Annotated in this window: 18 protein-coding genes; 7 read left to right on the top strand and 11 right to left on the bottom strand. The window is 26.5% G+C overall.

Features of this window, described 5'->3' with window-relative positions; all coding sequences use genetic code 11:
* Positions 1-87: 87 nt before the first annotated feature.
* From ACA134_RS02190 to eif1A, 5 genes are all read right to left on the bottom strand, one after another.
* Positions 88-1701, bottom strand: coding sequence for an amidohydrolase (locus ACA134_RS02190; RefSeq protein ID WP_409200551.1), 1614 nt, complete (start codon positions 1699-1701; stop codon positions 88-90).
* 282 nt (positions 1702-1983) lie between these two features.
* The gene (locus ACA134_RS02195) at positions 1984-2328 is read right to left on the bottom strand and encodes a hypothetical protein (RefSeq protein WP_409200552.1); all 345 of its coding nucleotides are present in this window, start codon (positions 2326-2328) and stop codon (positions 1984-1986) included.
* 55 nt (positions 2329-2383) lie between these two features.
* Positions 2384-2989, bottom strand: a complete 606-nt coding sequence (locus ACA134_RS02200) for a KH domain-containing protein (protein WP_409200553.1) — start codon at positions 2987-2989, stop codon at positions 2384-2386.
* A 66-nt stretch (positions 2990-3055) separates the two neighbouring features.
* On the bottom strand, positions 3056-3829 hold the full coding sequence (locus tag ACA134_RS02205) for a serine protein kinase RIO (protein WP_409200554.1): 774 nt from the start codon (positions 3827-3829) through the stop codon (positions 3056-3058).
* Between the two features lie 49 nt (positions 3830-3878).
* A complete protein-coding gene (gene eif1A, locus ACA134_RS02210) occupies positions 3879-4181 on the bottom strand; it encodes a translation initiation factor eIF-1A (RefSeq protein WP_409200555.1) in 303 nt (100 codons plus the stop codon).
* A 239-nt stretch (positions 4182-4420) separates the two neighbouring features.
* Between eif1A and glp the strand changes: the two genes are divergently transcribed.
* The gene (gene glp / locus ACA134_RS02215; protein ID WP_409200556.1) at positions 4421-5644 is read left to right on the top strand and encodes a gephyrin-like molybdotransferase Glp; all 1224 of its coding nucleotides are present in this window, start codon (positions 4421-4423) and stop codon (positions 5642-5644) included.
* Here glp and ACA134_RS02220 read toward each other — a convergent pair.
* A complete protein-coding gene (locus ACA134_RS02220; protein ID WP_409200557.1) occupies positions 5641-6837 on the bottom strand; it encodes a cation:proton antiporter in 1197 nt (398 codons plus the stop codon). The genes glp and ACA134_RS02220 overlap by 4 nt on opposite strands.
* A gap of 168 nt (positions 6838-7005) precedes the next feature.
* Here ACA134_RS02220 and ACA134_RS02225 point away from each other — a divergent pair, with 168 nt between their 5' ends.
* Together ACA134_RS02225 and ACA134_RS02230 are read left to right on the top strand one after the other, a co-directional pair.
* Positions 7006-7467: a GyrI-like domain-containing protein gene (locus ACA134_RS02225; RefSeq protein ID WP_409200558.1), complete on the top strand. Its 462-nt coding sequence runs from the start codon at positions 7006-7008 to the stop codon at positions 7465-7467.
* A gap of 5 nt (positions 7468-7472) precedes the next feature.
* Complete coding sequence (locus ACA134_RS02230) at positions 7473-7730, top strand: hypothetical protein (protein ID WP_409200559.1); 258 nt, start codon at positions 7473-7475, stop codon at positions 7728-7730.
* Here ACA134_RS02230 and pscS read toward each other — a convergent pair.
* The 4 genes from pscS to hypD are packed head-to-tail and all read right to left on the bottom strand — an operon-like array spanning position 7727 to position 11942.
* The gene (pscS, locus tag ACA134_RS02235; RefSeq protein ID WP_409200560.1) at positions 7727-8860 is read right to left on the bottom strand and encodes an O-phospho-L-seryl-tRNA:Cys-tRNA synthase; all 1134 of its coding nucleotides are present in this window, start codon (positions 8858-8860) and stop codon (positions 7727-7729) included. The genes ACA134_RS02230 and pscS overlap by 4 nt on opposite strands.
* Positions 8861-8865: 5 nt before the next feature.
* The gene (locus ACA134_RS02240; RefSeq protein WP_409200561.1) at positions 8866-10170 is read right to left on the bottom strand and encodes a TldD/PmbA family protein; all 1305 of its coding nucleotides are present in this window, start codon (positions 10168-10170) and stop codon (positions 8866-8868) included.
* A gap of 12 nt (positions 10171-10182) precedes the next feature.
* A complete protein-coding gene (locus tag ACA134_RS02245) occupies positions 10183-10890 on the bottom strand; it encodes a phosphoglycolate phosphatase (RefSeq protein ID WP_409200562.1) in 708 nt (235 codons plus the stop codon).
* A gap of 8 nt (positions 10891-10898) precedes the next feature.
* Positions 10899-11942 (bottom strand): hydrogenase formation protein HypD, encoded by a 1044-nt coding sequence (hypD, locus tag ACA134_RS02250; RefSeq protein WP_409200563.1) that lies wholly within the window; start codon positions 11940-11942, stop codon positions 10899-10901.
* 165 nt (positions 11943-12107) lie between these two features.
* Here hypD and ACA134_RS02255 point away from each other — a divergent pair, with 165 nt between their 5' ends.
* The 4 genes from ACA134_RS02255 to ACA134_RS02270 are packed head-to-tail and all read left to right on the top strand — an operon-like array spanning position 12108 to position 17693.
* On the top strand, positions 12108-13781 hold the full coding sequence (locus tag ACA134_RS02255) for a cytidylyltransferase domain-containing protein (protein WP_409200564.1): 1674 nt from the start codon (positions 12108-12110) through the stop codon (positions 13779-13781).
* 4 nt (positions 13782-13785) lie between these two features.
* Positions 13786-14838 (top strand): N-acetylneuraminate synthase family protein, encoded by a 1053-nt coding sequence (locus tag ACA134_RS02260; RefSeq protein ID WP_409200565.1) that lies wholly within the window; start codon positions 13786-13788, stop codon positions 14836-14838.
* Between the two features lie 18 nt (positions 14839-14856).
* Positions 14857-16257, top strand: coding sequence for a sialyltransferase (locus ACA134_RS02265; RefSeq protein ID WP_409200566.1), 1401 nt, complete (start codon positions 14857-14859; stop codon positions 16255-16257).
* Positions 16254-17693 (top strand): oligosaccharide flippase family protein, encoded by a 1440-nt coding sequence (locus ACA134_RS02270; protein WP_409200567.1) that lies wholly within the window; start codon positions 16254-16256, stop codon positions 17691-17693. Before ACA134_RS02265 ends, ACA134_RS02270 begins: the two co-directional genes overlap by 4 nt.
* Here ACA134_RS02270 and ACA134_RS02275 read toward each other — a convergent pair.
* On the bottom strand, positions 17690-18196 hold the full coding sequence (locus ACA134_RS02275) for an acyltransferase (RefSeq protein ID WP_409200568.1): 507 nt from the start codon (positions 18194-18196) through the stop codon (positions 17690-17692). The two genes, ACA134_RS02270 and ACA134_RS02275, sit on opposite strands and share 4 nt — an antisense overlap.
* Positions 18197-18204: the final 8 nt, after the last annotated feature.

Here is an 18204-nt window from a genome sequence, read left to right on the forward strand (position 1 = left end):
TTTTATATTATCTTTTCCAATATAAAATTTAGCTATATAAACTATAATGATAAAAAGTATTTAATACTTTCTGATATACTTATTTTTTTAAACCTTAAATATACAATTTCCTTTAAACCAAGTTTCTAAAACTTTCGTATTTTGTATTTTATTTGTATCTATAGCTAAAATATCTTGATTTAAAATTATAAAATCAGCGCTTTTACCTTTTTCAATAGTTCCAAATTCATTTTCTGAGTTTACTTGTTTTGCACCATTAATTGTATAAGCATCAATACAATCTTCAACTGTAATAGCTTCATTTGAAGGTGGTATAAATCTTGTCTGATCATAACGGTTTACAGCACAACAAATATTTATAAATGGATTTAATCCAATTAATCCACCACTTACTGGAGCATCACTTCCAAAAGTTAAAGTAGTTCCATTATTTTTAAGAGTTTTTAGTGGCATTTGTCTTATATATCTTTCAGGACCTAAAACATCTTTTGTAAATTGGTCAAAACCTAACCACACAGGAGTTGTTTGATATATTATTTCATTTTGTTTTTCAAATCTTTTTAAACCATTTTCAGGTAAAACTTGTACATGTGCAATTGTTTTTGTTCCAGCAATATCTCCTAGTTCATCATATATATTTAAAACATCTTCAATAGCTGCATCTCCAATTGCATGAATATGTATATTAAAATTTTCTGCACATGATATTTTACCCATTTCCAATAGCTGGTCATGTTTCAATGTTTTTGCTCCTTTTCCATGGCCTGGTTTTTCATATTCATCAAACATAAAAGCACTAAAAGCTTCAATTGTTCCATCTTTAAACATTTTAAGTGTTGTGGGTCTAAGGAGTTCTGATGTATATAATTTCCTACATTCAATCATTTCCTTTATAAAACCTTCTTTATCACTTAGTCCATCATAATAAAAAGATGTAAAATATCTTAAAGTTAAATTCATAGAATTTAAAGTTTCTAAAATTCTCTTTTCACCAGAAAATATGAAGCCTGCATCAAAAACACTGGTATAACCAAAAGAATTAGCTATTCTATTTATTTCTGGAAGCTGTTTTTCTAAAAGTTCTGGTGAAGAAGCTCCTAGCTGCCTTTCAACATAAACCATTGCATCATTTTCAACAGCTTGTCCTGTAGGATTTCCGTTTTCATCTCTTTTAAAATAACAAACTCCAGGTTTAGGATCTGGTGTATCTTTTGTTAAATTAATTAATTCCATTAATTTTGTGTTCATCCATCCACTATGGCCTCCACTATCATATAAAAATACTGGTCTATCATTAACAGCTTTATCTAATTCTGAAGCTAAAGGAATACAATCTGTTCCATAACCTAATCCAAATACTATTGGTAAATCATCAACACTTTTTTTAGAAACAATTTCTTTTATCATTTCTAAAACTTTTAAGTGGGACATATTTTGTTCTATTTCAATACTATCTTCTAATGATTTAAGTGACATCATTACATAATGACAATGTGTATCCATAAATCCTGGAAGGACTCTTTTACCTTTTAAATCAAAGGTGTTATGAGTTTTAAATTTTAAAGCTTTCTCATCACTACCTACGTAAATAAATTTATCATTTTTACATACAAAAGCAGTAACATTTTCTTGGTTTTTATTAGAAGTGTATATTTTACCATTAAAAAAGACTTTATATTCTTCGGATATGTTTTTATTCATTGTTTCACCATAATATTTAAAAATAGCTATTTAATAAATTTTAAATTAAAAAAAAGAGTTATTTAATAAAATAATTATTTTTTCCTTATCTTATGATAAAGTTTAACAAGATTATTTTCAATTTTATAACATATGTACCATATTATAGCAGTTACAACTATAAATGTAATTATATAAATTAAAATTTCCCACCACATAATAATAGTTTATTAACTACTTTTTATTTAAAATGTGTTTAATAATTGAAAAAAATATAAAAATAAAAAAAGAAATGAAGAAAATTTAAGTAGTCATTTCCCCATTACAGAATAAAATTACTCCTTCTGTTTTAAAAACATGTGTTTCACGTGCATCCATTTTAGAAGCTACTTCTTCTAATTCTTTTGAATTGTATAGTTTTGATAAATTATCGTAGAATTCATCATATAATTTAGGATCTGCATTTCCGCAGTCTCCTTTAACTTCTTCAGGACTACCATTTTTAACACCATTAACAAAGAAGGAATTAGCTATATCATCATCCCATTCTTTATTAGGACTTTTGAATATGAGTTTATAGTCTAATTTGAACTCATAGCCTCCATATTTTTCTTTATCGCTTTTTATGTTAAATAATAATCCGTGCATATATATCACCACTTATATATATGTTTTTCATGGTGTATATATCTTTCTAAAAATATTATTCTAATTTGAAATCGTCTCTAAGTTCAATTTCATCAGTTTCTATTCCTACTACTGATTTGAATTCTTTAAGCTTTAAATCACGTTGTTTTTGTTCTAAAAAACTATAAACAGTTTTATGTCTAGACCCATTTAAAATCAATTCAAGAGCTTCTTTAGCTATTTTTATGTTTTCTAATTCTCCAATAAAAGAAACAGTTTTTCCATAAATAGCCATGTTTACTTCTGCCATTTCAACAATAGCTTCTCTTGTTTTACCATTTTTGCCTATGATTCTTCCTTTATGTCTAGCTAAAGCTTTTTTTGATTTACCAATATATAATGGTAATTTAATTACTTCTAGATAAAAATCATCATCTGCTAATTTGAGAGCTACATCAGGATTAAACCCTCTAGCTATCGCTTTTATAATATGATTAGCATTCCATCCACCTAATGGGTCTTCCATATTTTCTTTTGGATCAATAGTAACTATGCCTTCATTACTTTCAATTTCTAAATGTGTTTCTGTTGCTTTTTCAATAGCTTTTTTTACTTTACCATTTGTTCCAATTAAAACTCCGATTCTATCTTGGGGGATTTTAATATAATCTGTTTCTGGCATTTTTACACCTCTAAATTAGTTAAACTTTATGTTATTTATAATATTTATTAATTTCTAAAAAAAGTTTTATCTTTTAAAATCAATATATTCATTTAATTCTTCATAAGAAGTTTTAACACCAAGTTTTTTATATTCTTTGACTATGGTTTCAATATCTCTTTTTAATAGCTCTCTAGCTAATGGATGGTCAAGAACAACTGATTGAGATACATCAATAATTACTGGTGTTTCATTTTTATTTAAAATATTAAAATTAGAAAGATCTCCATGAATAAGTTTCCCATCATTTACAAATTTTTTTATCTCTTTGATTAATTTTTGATAAAATGATTCAGGATCTTTTGGAGGCTTTACTTTTGCTGTTGGAGAAGCATTACCAAATTTATCTCCAATAAATTCTAAAAGTAAAATATTATTTAATGTTGTAACAGGCTCTGGAACATTTACATTTGCTTCAGCTAACCTTTTAAGATTTCTATACTCTTTATTAACCCAAGCATATATTACTTGTCTTTTGTTTTTCGTTCTAACATTAAATCTAGGGTCGCCATCAATATAATAATTCATTTTTTTAAAATCAGAAGTAGCTATTCTATAAATTTTAACAGCTATTGGGGATTCATCATCTTTAATCCCTTTTAAAACATTAGCTTCTTTACCTGTACTAATAGCTCCATTTAAAATATCAATGTGGCCTTGATTAGCTAGTTTATATAATGATTCTAAAGTAAGTTTGTCAAAGATTTCACTAGCTACTCGTCTATCTTCAACACTTTTTAATCTCTTTCTTGAAATTAATTTTTGAACTTCATCATCTGCTTTATTTATTTTAGAATCCATTTTCTACTCAAAATTAGATAAATGTAATTAATTATTTTTTAAAATAATATTACATTTTTAAATAGCCTTTTTTTTCTAACCAATTGGATTCAGTTTTTGTATATCTCCAAATAACATCTGCTTTCTCATCAGATTGAAAGTCCCATGGTTTTACTAAAACAACGTCTCCTTCTCTTATCCAAATACGTTTTTTCATCTTTCCAGGGATTCTTGTCATTCTAATAAATCCATCAGAACATCTTACTTTAATTTTTCCATGGCCCATAATTTGTTCAACAAGACCAGGTATTTCTCCTTTTCTTGGAGTTCTAACTCTTCTAAATTCTTGTGTATTATCTTGTGGTTTAGACAAATACTCATCCTCCTGTGTATTATAATTTCTCGTTTATTAATTAAATAATTATGAATTATATAAATAATATAAATATCTTTATTTTTCTTAATATATAATATTAGCTTATTAGTATAAGATATGATTTTTATTTAATCTCAATAATGAAACATTAAATATAAATTAATTGTTTTTTAAATATGATTATAGTAAATAAATTGATGGAAAAAAATAAAAAATCTTAAATTATGGTGTTTTAATTGGGTACTGAGTTTTTAAAAATTAAAGAGTCTGATGATGCTAAAAAAATCATAGGAAATTTGTTTAATAAGTGTTACGCGTCAAAAATAGAAGAAATTGATGTTGAAGATTCATATAATCGAGTTTTATATGAAGATATTTATAGTTTGATTGATTTTCCATCATTTGACAAGGCTTTAAAAGATGGTTTTGCTATTAAAGCTGAAGATTCTTATGGAACAAATGAAGAAAACCCAAATACTATTGATGTTATTGATTTTCTAGAAGCAGGTTCTACTACAAATAAAGTTGTAGAGAAAGGAAAATGTATTGAAATTAGTACAGGGGCTGCCTTACCTGATGGTGCTGATGGAATAGCTATGGTAGAATTTTGCTATAAACATGATGATAAAGTTGATATTTTAAAAAGTATTACACCATACCAAGATGTTGCTCGTAAAGGTTCTGATATGAAAGAAGGAGATCTTCTTTTAAAACAAAAAGAAGTATTAAATCCTGGTAAAATTGGTGTTTTATTATCTCAAGGATTTAAGACTGTTGATGTATATAAAAAACCTGTTGTAGGTGTTATATCTACTGGAAATGAGCTAATCTCACAAGATGAAGATTTAAATTATGGTAAAATCTATGATGTTAACTCTGAAATGATTAAATCTTCAGCTATTTCTTATGGAGCTATTGGTAAATCATTAGGAATAGTTAAAGATGATTATGATATATTAAAGAAAAAAATTGAAAGCTCTTTAGAAGAAGTTGATATTTTAATATGTTCTGGTGGAACATCTGCAGGTTTAGGAGATGTATTAAAACATGTTCTAGATGAAATCGGAGAAGTATTTATTCATGGAATTTCTGTTCAACCTGGAAAACCAACAATTGCTGCTATTGTAAATGGTAAAGTTGTTATAGGATTGCCAGGTAATCCTGTATCAGCTATTGTAATATTCAATGTTTTTGTTGCTCCTCAAATAGCTAAACTTTCAGGTTATGATATAAATCAAAATAAAAAAACAATTAAAGCTAAATTATCTAAAAAAATACATTCTCCATTAGGTAGATTGCAATATCAAATGGTAAGATTAAAAAATGGATTAGTAGAACCTATTTTTAAAGATTCTGGAGCTATTTTCTCTTTATCAGAAGCAGATGGTTATGTTAAAGTTTTAAAATCTATTGAATTAGTCGATGTAGGAGAAGTTGTAGAAGTGAATTTATTTAATTAACTTTCTTCTTTTTCTAATAATTTACTACTTAAAAGTTTAATTCCTATTGATCCAATTGGAGCTGTAAATAAGATAGCTATAGCTGCAACAGCTATTATTATCTCACCTGATGCAACTCCTGCGGCAAGTGGTATTCCACCAATTGTAGCTTGAACTGTTGCTTTTGGAAAATAAGCAACCATTGCAAATAATTTTTCTTTTAAATTTAAATCAGTACCAATTAGTGAAAGATAAACTCCAATTGATCTAAATAATAATCCAAAAGAAACAATAGCTATTCCAGGTAATATTAATGTAGTAGCAAGTTCTATGTTTAATCTTGCACCAAGCATTACAAAAACGATTATTTCTGCTAAAACCCATATTTTTTTAAATTTATCTGATAATTTAAAAGCTGTTTTTGGTGTTCTACTTAATATCATAAATCCAATAACCATTACACCAAGTAATCCAGCTATTGGAATAGTTCCTTCTAGTGCTTTTCCAAATCCATTTAAAAGTAAAGCTGAAGCTAAAACTATTAATAATTTTTCAGTAGTAGTAAATTTCCATTTTCTAAATAAATTCAATACTATTAAACTTGTTATAAGTCCAAATAAAAGACCTAATAATAGTGAAACTGGTATTCCAACTATTGTCCATAATACGTTTACATTTGTTCCAAAATAAACTCCTAAAAATGATGAAAAAATAGTAATAGCTACTACATCATCCATTGAAGCTCCAGTAAGTAATATTGTTGGTATTGATTTTTTTGTTCCAAGTTTTTGATCCATTAAATTAAGCATTGATGGAACAAGTATTGCAGGAGCTACAGCACCAAGTATAAATCCTAACATTCCTCCTTCTATAAAAGAAATTCCTAAAATAAAAGGTGCAATAAAAGCTATTGACATTCCTTCAAAAACAGAGGGTAAAAATCCCATTGTAAGAGCAGGTCTACCTACTTTTCTCATCGAGTCTTGATTTATACTTAAACCAGCCCTAATTAATATTATAACAATAGCTATTGTACATAGTTCATTAGAAAGATTTAAAAAAGATCCATGGAGGACATTAACTCCAAATGGTCCTAAAAGCATACCTAAAATTATTAATCCTAAAAATCCAGGTAATCTAAACTTACTTAGTAATTTTGTACATATTATTCCAAGTAAAATAATAATTCCAAGATTAATAGCTATTAGTTCCATAATATTCTCCATTGATTATATAATTTTTTACTTACTATTTTTTTTATTTATATATTATTTAATAATTTTCATTTGATTTTAAACATTTATTTAAATAGATTAATAATTAAATTTATTAATTTCAAAAACATATTTTATTATAAGATATTTTTTAATTAAGGTGTATATATGAAAATTGAAGATAAAATAATTCCTGATCAGAAATTAGCTATTACTAAAAATAAAAGACCTATTGTTGATGTTGAACTTGTTATTGCACAATTAATGGGATGGGTTGAATCAGAAGAAGTAGAAACAATTGGCTCTCCTTTTATTATATTTTATTCTCCTAGATTTTCATATGATCCTGAAGATGTTGTTTTTGATATAGGTATTCCTATAAATGGAGATCCTGAAGGAACTGATATAATCGAAATTGTTGATTTAATAGAACATAATGTTTTATCTGCTACTCATAAGGGGTCTTATGATAATATTAAAGAAACTTATGAAAAGATGGTTGATGAGGCAGAAAAAAATAACTTTGATATTATTGGTTCTCCAAAAGAAGTGTTAATTAAAAGTAAAATTGATGTCGATGATGACAATGAACTTATTACTGAAATTCAACTACCAATTATTAAAATGTAGATATAATGACTAAAAAAGATAAAAAAGACTTAAATCCAGATGATATTAATAATATGATCGATGATTTAAGTCATGATACTTATAAAAATATTTCTAAAGCAGAACATTCTATTGATGATGAGGTGGAAAAATTAGAAAAAGATTCTGATAGATTTATTGATATGGAATTAGATGATATTGATTTAAAAGAAAAAGTTTTATCTAAATCATTTAAACTAAATGAAAGTTCAAAAGATTTAAAAAAGAAATTAGATGAAATTTAAGATAATTTCTCAACTATTTCTTTAAATGAATCTATAACATAGTTTCTTTGATCTGTAGTCATTCCATATGTACTACATTTAAACCATTCTGTTTGACCTCTTTTAATTCCAGTAATTTTCCTATTTTTTAATTCTTCATATAAATAAAAACCTTTTCTAGAATGTTTTTGACCAATTTCATATAATCTAGGTGTATCAAATCTTACTAAATCATGATTTGTGGGATTTATACCAATTTGAGTAATCCCATCAATTGATTCAAGTTCTTTTACAAATCTTCTACTTTCTTTTACTTCTTTATCCCAATTAGCTACTCTTTCTTTAACATAAGGTAATGATGCCATTAAAGTAACAATTGGAGCCCCTCTACTTGTACATCCAAGCATTTCAATTTCTTTTTTAGGAAATTTAGGAGATTTTTTAAGCATAGAATCTTCCCATTCTTCTTTCATTCCTAATATTCCTATAGGACCTGATGCAGCCATACTTTTATGCCCACTTCCAACAACAAAATCTAAATCCCATTCATTAGCTTTTATTGGAAGTCGTCCCATTGAATATGCACAATTTAAAACAGATGCAACTCCTAAATTCTTACAAATTTTTCCAAATTCTTTTGCATCAGTAAGATTACCATAATCTCCATCAACATGTGTTAAAAGAGCTAATTTTATTTCCCCTACCTCATCAATAGCTTCTTCAAGAGTTTTTCTATATTGTTCCATTGTAATTTTATTTTCACTATCATCTGTAGAAGGTACTTCAATTATGTTAACTCCAGACCTTTCACATGCAAGATAAGTTGTATAATGTGCGTTTGAATCAATAACAACAGTATCACCAGGCTCACATACCTTATTTATTACAGCATATTTTCCTTCACGAGCACCATGAACTGTTCTAACAACATCTGACTCGATAAATTCAGCTAAATCATCTAAAAAGCTATTTATTGGAGGTTTACTTATATGATCTAATCTTCCTGCACAATAATCACAAACACTATACCCATCTCCAAAATCATATAATGCTTCTCTTGTCTTTTCTGGTAAGATTCCTCCTCTTTGTAAAGGATTTAAATTTAAATATTCTCTTTCTGCATCTCTTGTTAAGTTGTATTCACATTCCATTTTCATCATCCAACAACATTTAAATTATTAATAATTATTTTAGGTATTATAAATGGTCCAAATTGTTTAGTTTCTGATTTTAATTTTCTACAATCATTTAAAATTTCAAAAATATTTCCAGAAATCATAGCCTTCTTAACAGACTTTGTAATTTCACCATTTTCAATTAAAAATGCATTATTTGCTTCAACTGAAAAATCACCTGAAATCGGATTAGCAGTATGAGCTCCAAGTACATCAGTAGCTATAAAACCATCTTTAATTTCATCTAAACTTTCTTCTTTTTTAAAGTTAAATGTAATATTTGAAGGTGATATTTGAGGTATTGAACTATAAGAACCTCTATAACCATTTGAAGTACTTTCCACACCTTCTTTATTACTTGAATAATTATCATAAATATAGCTTTTTAAAATACCATCTTCAACAAGTGCTGTTTTTTTAGATATTGTTCCCTCACCATCACATTTACAAGATAAAAGACCCTTTTCTAATGTTGAATCATTAGTTATAGAAACATTATTATCTATAATCTTCTTATCTATTTTGTCTTTTAAAATAGATCTTCCTCTTTGAACATTATCTGCAGAAAATGCACTTATAAATGTGGATAATAATCCTGCTGCAGCATGATAATCAAAAACAACTTCTCTTTTTTTTGTTTCTATGTTTTCTCCACCAATTGATTTACGAGCTATATCACAAACATTTTTTGTTAAAGTTTCTCCATTTAAATCAAAAAATCTTGATGATTCATAATCATATGCTGATGATAATTCTTCTCCTTTTCTAGCATTTACTGCAATACTTGTAGAAAACCAAGTTCCTTTATCATAAATAGAAATATCATTTGAATTAATTATTAATGACTTTTTAGATGTTTTAGAAAAATTACCTGATGTTACCTCACATTTTTCTTCTTCTGCAATGTTTAACATTGATTTTAAAAAGTCTACACAATCTTCAATAGCTAAATCTTTATTTTTATTATCATAAAGTTTTTTTACTTCTTTTTCTTTTTCTATATTAGAAAATCCAAAATTTTCATCTTTTTCATTTAATTTACTATTTAAAAAAGCTTGTTTTGCAGTATGTGGGATTTGTTCTATATTAGATGTAAATGCAAAACCTATTTTATCATCGTTTAAAATTCTAATTCCCACTCCAAAATTATCTTCTTCTTTTGCAAAGTTTAAATCAGTTTTTTGAGAATCTAGCTCAAAATTTTCAGCCTTTTCAACATATATTTCATAATTATCACAATGTTTTAATACTTCTTTTTTAGCCTTATCAGATATTTCATATAACATTTTATTCCTCCCTTATTTATCAAGTACAAATTTATCAATAGCTTCTTTAACTCCATCACCAAAATTCTTTTGACAGACATAATCACTAATACTTTTAAGTTTTTCCTCACTATTTCCAACAGCTACCTTCAAACCAGCTACTGCAAGAAACTCTTCGTCATTTTCACTATCTCCAATAGCTAAAACCTCAGACATTTTAATATCATTATTTTTACAAAGTATTTCAAGTGAAGATCCTTTATTAATATTTTTATTAGTAATATGGAGTGCAAAACCACTATCATAAATATTTATTTTATCTAAATATTTGAAATCTTTAAGAGCATTTATTAAAGTCTCTTTTTCAATTGTTTTATAATATACAATTTCAGTTAATCTATAATCATTATCATTAGAATATTTTACAGTATTAGGTATCTTTTCTTGAATATGTTGATCTGCTAAATCAATATATTTTCTATTTCCAAGTGTTACAACTTCATTGTTGTTTTCACCTTCTTGAAAGATTACTCCTCCATTTTCTGCTACAAGTCCTCCACTACAGCCTATTAAAACTGATGTTGCATATGCATAATTTACAACATTTCCAGTTACTATTGTTACAGGAATATTTTCACTTTCACATGCTCTTAGTGCTTCAAGAGCAGAAATACAAATCTTACGACTATAATCTGTAATTGTACCATCGACATCTACAGCAACAGCTTTTATTTTACTCATTAAAACACCTATGCAGAATATCTATGGGCTATATTACATGTACCTTCTTTACTAACCATACATGCACCTATAGGATGTAAAGGATTACACTCTTTTCTAAATAACTTACAATCTTCAGGTCTAGCCATTCCTCTTAAAATTGGTCCACAAATACAACCTTTTGGAGCTTCTTTAACATCTTTAACTTCAATATCAAATTTTTCTCTAGCATTCCATTGGTCAAATTCCTTTTTAAACTCTAATACAGAGTTTGGAATTTTTGGAAAACCTCTCCATTCTCTACTTGTAACATCAAAAACTTCATTAATAGCTTCTTGAGCTAGAATATTTCCCTCTTCTTTAACTGCTCTATTATATTCATTTTCTATTTTAGGAGTTCCTTGTTTAACTTGTCTTAAAATCATATAAATTGACATTAAAATGTCTAAAGGATTAAATCCAGCTACAGATTGAGGAATACCATATTCAGTTGAGAAATATTCAAATGGTTTAGTTCCAATAATTGTACAAACATGTCCTGGTTCAATTAAAGCATCTAAATTCGTTTCACCTGAATTGATTAAAAAATCAATAGCTGGGGGGATTATTCTGTGACATGATAACATTGAAAAGTTTTCTGGAGGTTCAGATAATATTTCAGAAGCAGTAGTTGGAGCAGTTGTTTCAAACCCAGCACCAATAAAGACAACTTCATTATTTTCCTTCTCAGCTATTTCTACAGCTTTATTAATTCCATATACTACTCTAACATCTGCACCTTCTGCTTTTGCTTCAGCTAATGAGCTGTTAGAACCTGGAACTCTTAACATATCTCCAAATGTTGTTACTGTAACTCCTTTATCTAATAATTCAAGAGATTCATCAATTTCTCTTGATGGAACACAACAAACTGGACATCCTGGTCCTGCAACCACTTCAATTTCTTTTGGAAGTAAAGTTCTAAGTCCGTTTTCCATAATAGTATGTTCATGAGAACCACATACATGCATAATTTTAATAGGGGTAGCTATTTTGTTTATTCTTTTAATAAGCTCTTTAGACATGTTTTTCATTATTGCACCATATATAATAATTTAGTTTATTATAGATTTGTACTTTCTTTATTATAGCTTTAATTATTTTTATTAAGATAAGTTAATATGTTAAAAAAACATATTTAAAAATAATTCATAAATTTATTCTTATTTACTTATTAATTAATTTAAAAGGAGATTTTCATGTTTGAAAACAGTAAAATTTTAATTGTTATTCCTGCTCGTGGAGGCTCAAAAGGAATTCCTAGCAAAAACACAAGAATTTTAGGTGATAAACCTTTAATCTCTTATTCAATTGGAATAGCTAATGCTTCTAAATATGTAGATGATGTTGTTGTATCAACTGATGATGATGAAATTAAATTTATAGCTGAAAAATTCGGAGCTCATGTTATTAAGCGTTCTGCAGAACTTGCAGAAGATGATGTTCCATTAGATCCTGTAATTTATGATGCTCTTTTACAAAAAGAAAAAATGGTTTTTGATGAATATGATATTGTTATTACAGTTCAACCTACTTCACCTCTTTTAAAAACATCGACACTTGACCAAGCTATTGAAAAATTTGCTTCATTTGAAGTAGATTCTGTTATTAGTGTTGTTGATGATAGACATTTAAGTTGGGGATATGATGAAGATAGTCATAGATATTATCCTTTATATAGACAAAGACTTAATAGACAATTTTTACCTAAACATTACAGGGAAACTGGAAGTATTTTAGCTACTAGACGTTCTTTTATGAGTGAAAATTCAAGATTAGGTAATAATATTGAATTAATCGAGCTTTCTCCTGAAGAAAGTGTTGATATTGATAATTTTGAAGACTGGTGGGTAGCTGAAAAATATTTAACTAAAAAAAGAGTTGTTTTTAAAGTAGATGCTTTTAATAAAATTGGAACTGGTCATATTTATAGATGTATTTCAATAGCTTCTAAATTAATGAGTCATGATTTTTTATTTGTTTTAAACAAGAAACACAATTTAGGAATCGAATTAATTGAAAAATATAATTTCCCTTATGTTTTACATGGAAATGATAAGGATTTACATAAAAAAATAGATAATTATAATCCTCATATGGTTATAAATGATATTTTAAATACTTCTTTAGATTATGTTGAAACTTTGAAAAGTAAGGGCTACTTTGTTGTTAATTTTGAAGATTTAGGTGAAGGAGCAAAAGCTGCTGATTTGGTTTTTGATGCATTATATGAACATGATGAAAAGGATAAAAATATCTACAGAGGTTCAATGTTTTATCTTTTAAAAGAAGAATTCTTTTTCCAAAAACCAAAAGTTGTTACAGAAGATGTTAAAAATGTATTATTAACATTTGGTGGAACTGATCCCAACAATTTAACAGAAAAAACGTTAGATGCTCTTATAGCTACAGGTTTCTCAAAACAAATTAATGTAATTTTAGGAATAGGATATCCTGATAAAAAAGGCATTCAAGAAAAATACAAACCTTATATGAATGTAACTATTTATGAAAATGTTAAAAATATTAGTGATTATATGGTTTCTGCTGATATAATATTTACATCTGCTGGTAGAACAATGTATGAAGTATGTTCATTAGGAGTACCATGTATTTGTTTATGTCAAAATGAAAGAGAATTAACTCATACATTTGGAAATCCTGCAAATGGATTTATAAACATGGGATTAGGAAGTGATGTATCTCAAGATGACATTATTAATCAATTTAATGCATTAGCTGAAAATTTTGAACTTAGGCAAGATATGAATAGGCGTATGCAATCAATTGATTTAAAATATGGTTTTGATAATATGTGGTCAATTGTAAAACCTACATTTAGAAATTTCAGATTAAGAAACAGATTTAAGTGATTCAATGCGAATTTTCAATAAAAAACCTTTTTTAATAGCTGAAATTGGTGTTAATTATTATGATATAGCTATTAAAGAAGATTTATCTCCATTTGATGCAGCTAAATTAATGATTAAAGAAGCTCAAAAAGTTGGAATTGATGCAGTTAAATTTCAATCATATAAAGCAGAAACATTGGCTTCTAAAAATTCACCTGCTTATTGGGATTTAGAAGAAGAATCAACTACATCTCAATATGAATTATTTAAGAAGTTTGATAGTTTTTCATATGATGATTATAAAGCATTAGCTAGCTATTGTAATGAATTAGGCATAGTATTTTTATCTACTCCGTTTGATTATGAGTCTATTGATTATTTAAATGAACTTATGGATTATTATAAGATTTCATCATCTGATTTAACCAATATTCCTTTTATTGAAAAGATTGCTACAAAAGATAAACCAATTTTATTATCTACTGGTGCATCAACATTAAAAGAAATAAAATTAGCTGTTGATACAATTGAAAATATTAGTAATTGTAAAATTGGACTATTACATTGCGTTTTATCATATCCAACAAGTTATGAGGATGCAAACTTACTTATGATTAAAGATTTAAAAGAAAATTTTCCTCAGTGTGATATAGGTTATTCAGATCATACAAAACCTGACGATGAAATGTTAGTATTATCTACTGCTTATTTATATGGAGCTAATATTATTGAAAAACATTTTACATTAGATAAATCTTTAAAAGGTAATGATCATTATCATGCAATGGATCCAGAAGATGTATTAAAGTTTAATAAAAATATTGAATTTTTAAATAAGATTAATGGCCTAAAAAATAAACAACCAATAATTGCTGAGGCAAAATCACGCAAAGAAGCTCGTAGATCTATTGTAGCTATTCGTGATATTGATGAAGGAGAGGTCATTTCTAAAGATATGTTAATTTTTAAAAGGCCTGGAACTGGAATATCTCCAAGTAATTTAAATGATGTAATAGATAAAATAGCTAAAAGGAAAATTGAAGAAGATGAGCTATTAAATTTTGAAATGTTTAATTAATTATTTTTTTTAGATAATATGACTAGTGTTAAGGATTTAACAGATGTTTTTTTTAAACTTGAAGATAAGTATGATTTAAATCATATGGAAATTCAAGATGTCTATCCTTGGCAACTAATAAGAATGTATTTATATTATAAAATAGCTAATGAATTAAAGATATTTGGAATGGCTCAACAATCATCTTTAAGCTTATTTGATAAGTTTAAGTCATTTATTCCATTTATTAAAAACAGTATTTTAAAAAATCCTTTTAGTGGTTCTAAATCAGATATTTTAATTTTTGATCATCCTCGTAAAACACTATTTAAAGAAATGTATCAAGATATCTATAGTTATTTTCTAGTTGATTATTTAATGGATGAAAAGATTTCATTTGAAGTTTTAGAATCTCCTTATTTTAATAAACATTTTACTAAGAAGGAAGATTATATAAAATACACTGATAGGATATTACTTAGTTCTTATTTTTATAAAAAAATTAATAAAGTTAATTTTACATTAGAAGAATTGGATAAAATTAATTTAATCAAAAATGAGCTATTTAATGAATTTAATTTAGAAATTGATTTAAAAACCATTATGGAAAATCATATTTTAAACTTTAAACATGATTATAAAGAGTTTTATAAATTACTTAAAAGTAAAAATCCTAAAAAAATATTTGTTGTTGTATCTTATGAAAATCAAGCTATTGTTAAAGCTGCAAAAGATTTAAAAATTGAAGTAATTGAACTTCAACATGGAACAATTAGTAAATATCATTTAGGTTATAGCTATCCAAATGATGAGACAATTGAATATTTCCCAGATAAAATATTAACATTTGGTGATTATTGGAAATCTTCAAGTTATTATCCAATTGATGCAGAAAACTTAATTTCTATTGGTTTTCCATACTTTGATGAAAATTCTAAACATTATCCTAATCATAATGAAAATTCTAAAAAGATTTTGTTTATATCTCAAGGAGTTATTGGTAAATATTTATCTGAATTTGTATATGAAGTAGCAGTTAACTTACCTGATTATGAGATAATCTATAAACTACATCCTGGGGAATATGGAACTTGGAAAGATAATTATGAGTCTTTAGTTAAAGCATGTGAGTTAGATAACTTTAAAGTTATTGATAATAGTGATGTGTCATTATATGGTTTATTTGCAAAATCAGCTTATCAAGTAGGAGTCTTTTCAACTGCAATTTATGAAGGTTTATCATATAATTGTAAAACATTTGTTTTGGATTTACCTGGTGTTGAATATTTAGATGATTTAGTTCATGATGACTATGTTTTAAAAATCAATTCTGTAGATGATTTAGTTCATGATATTAATTTATTTAAACCTAAAGAATATAGTAAAAATTTCTTTTTTAAAAAGTATGATAAAAATGAGCTTAAAAAGGTGATTAAATGAATGAATATGTTCAATTTATTAAAAGAATTGGCTTAGTAGGATTTACTAATATTTTAATTTCTTTAAGTGGATTAATATTTATTCCAATTATTACAAAAAGCTTTTCTACTGCAGATTATGGAATTTGGGCACAAGTTACAGCTACAATAGCTTTAATGCCAAATGTTGTTAATTTAGGACTTCCATATACTATGGTGAGATTTTTATCTCCTGAGAAAGATAAAACGAAAATTAAAGATTCTTTCTTTTCAATGATGTTAGTTGTTTTAGTCTCAACTATTATAATGTCATTAATAATGTTAATATTCTCAAATCAAATTGCAGATGCTATATTTGATTCTAAAATCCAGATTTTATATATTGTACTTGTAATATCATTTTTTGCATGTTTAAATTTAATGTTATTAAGCTATTTTAGAACATTTCAAAAAATTAAGATATATTCAATCTTTTTAGTCCTGCAAACTTATATTGGGGTATTTGTTAGTATTATTTTAACTTTAGATGGTCAACCAATAGAAAATGTTGTATTGGGTCTACTAGTTGGATATTTCTCAGTATTTGTATTTATGTCTTTGATGATTATTCGAGAGCTATCTCCAGGATTTCCAAAACTTAAAAACTTAAAAAACGAGCTTAAATTTGCAATTCCTACAATTCCAAGTAATGTATCTTCTTGGGTAGTAGATTCATCAGATAAATATGTAATTGGTGTAATGTTAGGTGCAGCAGCTGTTGGATGCTATTCACCAGGTTATGCTTTAGGAAGTATATTACTCATGTTTTTATCTCCTTTTGCAGTTTTACTTCCATCAATTTTACCAACTTATTATGATGAAGGAAACATTTCAAAAGTAAATATCTTTTTAAAGTATTCAATGAAATATTATTTGCTTTTAACAATTCCTGCAGCTATTGGAATGTCAATATTATCTAAAGAATTACTCTTATTATTAACTACTCCAGAAATCGCATACGGGGGATATATGATAACTCCATTTGTATGTTTAGGTGCATTGTTTATGGGAATATATGGGATAACTAATAATTTTATAATATTAGAGAAGAAAACAAAAATTATTGGTAATATTTGGATATTTGTAGCTATATTTAACATTGTTTTTAATATTGTAGCTATTCTATATTTAGGAATTCTTGGTGCAGCACTAGGCACATTACTTTGTTATTTCTTTGCATGTCTTATAACAATCATTTATAGTAAAAAACACTTTAAATTACCATTTGATTATTTAGCTATTTTTAAAATAATATTAGCTTCTACTATTATGGGATTAGTTGTTAGATATTTAAATCCTGTAGGATTAGCAGATATCTTAATTGTAATAGTTTTAGGAATAATTGTTTATTTCGCTTTAATTTTCTTATTTAAAGCTATTGATAAAAAAGAAATTAATATGTTTAAAGAAATGATTTAATGAAACTTACTTAATCCTTTAAGTTTCTCATAATGATCAATATCTCTTGTTTTAAAAACCTCAGCAGGATGACCACCAGCTATTGCATATTTTGGTACATCTTTTGTAACAACACTACCTGCTTGTATGATAGCTCCTTCATTTATTTGAACTCCAGGTAAAATTATTACTCTATTACCTATCCAAACATTGTCTTTAATTACAACATCTTTTGATATTAATGTATCATCATAAGGAATTGCATCTCCTTTATCATAGTTATGTATACTAGATATGATCATACAGTCAATTCCTGAGTGAAAGTTATTTCCTATAGTAACTTTACCTTCACCTTGAATTATCATACCATTAAAATTAACATTATCTCCTAAAAATGTGTTATTAGTTACAGCACTTTTACCATTAACTTTTAAATTCAAACCACATTTTTTAGCAGTTTTTAAAATAGCTTTTCTATATCTATTTCTTTTAAGATTAATAAAAAAAGTAAAAAAAGAATTCATTTAATCAC

The sequence above is a fragment of the Methanobrevibacter sp. DSM 116169 genome, assembly GCF_046197865.1.
In the GTDB taxonomy this organism is placed as follows: domain Archaea; phylum Methanobacteriota; class Methanobacteria; order Methanobacteriales; family Methanobacteriaceae; genus JAHKLT01.